Source organism: Inquilinus limosus MP06 (assembly GCF_000767795.1).
GTDB lineage: Bacteria > Pseudomonadota > Alphaproteobacteria > DSM-16000 > Inquilinaceae > Inquilinus > Inquilinus limosus_E.
Map to the genome: position 1 here is coordinate 1 of NZ_JANX01000735.1, position 2,543 is coordinate 2,543.

Here is a 2,543-nt window from a genome sequence, read left to right on the forward strand (position 1 = left end):
GGCGATGCCGGCGACATTCTCGGTGCCGGCGCGGCGCCGGCCTTCCTGCGCCCCCGCCGCGCAGCAGCGGCGCCAAGCCGGCGAGCCCGTCGCGCAGCACCAGGGCGCCGATGCCCTGCGGCCCGCCCAGCTTGTGGGCGGAGAGGCTGAGGGCATCGACCTCGGCCCCCACCGCGGGCAAGGAAGTGCGGCCCGCTGCCTGGACCGCATCGCAATGGACCAGCGCGCCGTGGCGGCGGGCGATCGCCGCGGCCCCAGCCACCGGCTGGATCACCCCGGTCTCGTTGTTCACCGCCATGACCGAGACGATCGCCGGCTCGGCTCCGGCCGCCAGCATGCGGTCAAGGGCCGCGAGATCGATCCGGCCGTCGTCGCCGACCGGGATGCGGTCGGTGGCCCAGGCCAGAGCGCTGTCATGCTCGATGGCGGAGGTCAGGACGCGGCGCCGGCCGAGGCCGGTCAGCGCCAGGGCGTTGGCCTCGGTGGCGCCGCCGGTGAAGACGATCTGGGCCGGGACGACCCCGGCCAGGGCGGCGACCTGCCTCCGCCCCGTCTCGACCAGTCGTCGGGCCTCGCGGCCGAAGCGGTGCACCGAGGACGGGTTGCCCACCGAGTCCAGCGCCGCGAGCATGGCGTCGCGCGCCTCCGGCCGCAGCGGCGCGGTGGCGTTGTGATCGAGATAGACGATGGGGGTCACGGCGCGCGCCTCACTCGGCGGCGGCGATCACGCCCTGCCCGGCGGGGAACAGATGGCTGGAACCGAGCACCCGGCGATTGACCACGTCCTCGACCGTGACCGAGGACAGGTACATGTGGATCTGGTTGCCCAGCTCCTCCCACAGGTCGTGGGTCAGGCAGCGGCTCTTGTCGCTGTGGCAGCCCAGCGGGCTGTGCTTCTCGCAGCGTGTGGCCTGGATCGGCTCGTCCACTGCGAAGATGATGTCGGAGATGCGCACCGTGCCGCAAGGCCGGGCCATCAGATAGCCGCCCCCGGGCCCGCGCACGCTGCGGACCAGGCCGCCACGGCGCAGCTTGGCGAAGAGCTGCTCGAGATACGGCAGCGAGATCTCCTGGCGGAGGGCGATGTCGGCGAGCGCCACCGGGCCATCGGCCCCGTGCCGCGCCAGGTCGACCATCGCCATGACGGCGTAGCGTCCCTTGGTGCTCAAACGCATCTTCTGCGCCCCCATCGGCCCGACCTGCCCGCCGGACCGGAAACCATACTGCTGCCCGCGCCGCGGACCGGAGACCCATCACCTCCGGCGATCCGCTCTGAAGCGCAATCCGCGTCTCTCAGCCCCGTCCGGTCCGGTGTGCCTCGATCAAGACCCTTGAACACGCAGGCCGTCCCGATGCTATACGAACATTTCGCGTGGATCGTGTTGAGGCGGGTGGCCGGCACGGTCCGCGACGTGGCAGGGTGAGTGACCGCTTAGATATAGATATCCGAGTGTGATGGTCAAGAAAGCCGCCTTACCGCGCCGGACCGCCCCGCCGCCATCTCGAGGAGCTTAACGGCCGATGCCGGACGTCATCTTCAACGGATCCGAGGGACGCCTCGAAGGCCGTTACACCCCGAGCAAGCGCAGCAACGCGCCGATCGCGCTGCTGCTGCACCCGGACCCGCTGGGCGGCGGCACGATGTTCAACAAGATCGTGCACACGCTGTACCAGGCGTTCAAGAAGCACGAATTCACCGTGCTGCGCTTCAACTTCCGCGGCGTCGGCCGCAGCCAGGGCATCCATGACCGCGGCGAGGGCGAGCTGTCCGATGCCGCCTCGGCGCTGGACTGGCTGCAGGCGCTGAACCCGAATGCCGAGGCCTGCTGGGTCGGCGGCTTTTCCTTCGGCGCCTGGATCGGCATGCAGCTCCTGATGCGGCGGCCGGAGATCGACGGCTTCATCTCGGTGGCGCCGCCGGCGAACAAGTACGACTTCACCTTCCTGGCGCCCTGCCCCTCCTCCGGCCTGATCGTCCAGGGCGACAAGGACGACCTGGTGCCGCATGACGCGGTGCAGAAGCTGGTCAACAAGCTGTCGCAGCAGAAGGACATCAAGATCGACTACCGGCTGGTGCCGGGGGCGAACCACTTCTTCACGCTGCACAACGACCAGCTGCTGGCCCATATCGACGAGTACCTGACCAAGTCGGTGAAGCTGGCGCCGCCCCAACCCACCGAATGATCACCGCCGGCTGATCAGCCGGCCGGCCCGGGGGCGGGCGGCATCGGGGCAGGATACAGGGGATCGAGCATGGCGAAGACCGAAGCCGAGACGCCGAACGCCGACCAGATCGCCTATTGGAACGAGGCCGGCGGGTCGGTCTGGGTCGAGATGCAGGACCGCTTCGACCGGATGACCGCTCCGTTCAGCCGGCAGACGGTCGCGGCGCTGGCCCCCAGGACGGGCGAAAGGCTGCTCGACATCGGCTGCGGCAGCGGCGGCAGCACGCTGGAGCTGGCGCGGCTGGTCGGCCCCGGCGGCCAGGTGCTGGGCGTCGACATCTCGGCCCCGATGCTCGGCCTCGCCCGGCGCCGCGCCGC

General features: G+C 70.4%; 4 protein-coding genes. 2 read left to right on the top strand and 2 right to left on the bottom strand.

The window, feature by feature from the left end:
- Nucleotides 1-697 (bottom strand): cysteine desulfurase family protein (locus tag P409_RS31620; protein WP_343285537.1); only part of this gene is annotated, 697 nt, incomplete at its 3' end.
- 10 nt (nucleotides 698-707) lie between these two features.
- A complete protein-coding gene (locus P409_RS31625; RefSeq protein ID WP_034847911.1) occupies nucleotides 708-1,175 on the bottom strand; it encodes an Rrf2 family transcriptional regulator in 468 nt (155 codons plus the stop codon).
- Nucleotides 1,176-1,521: 346 nt separating this feature from the next.
- Here P409_RS31625 and P409_RS31630 point away from each other — a divergent pair, with 346 nt between their 5' ends.
- Together P409_RS31630 and P409_RS31635 are read left to right on the top strand one after the other, a co-directional pair.
- Nucleotides 1,522-2,184, top strand: coding sequence for an alpha/beta hydrolase (locus P409_RS31630; protein ID WP_034847905.1), 663 nt, complete (start codon nucleotides 1,522-1,524; stop codon nucleotides 2,182-2,184).
- 69 nt (nucleotides 2,185-2,253) lie between these two features.
- On the top strand, nucleotides 2,254-2,543 hold a 290-nt coding region (locus tag P409_RS31635; protein ID WP_034847908.1), incomplete at its 3' end, for a methyltransferase domain-containing protein.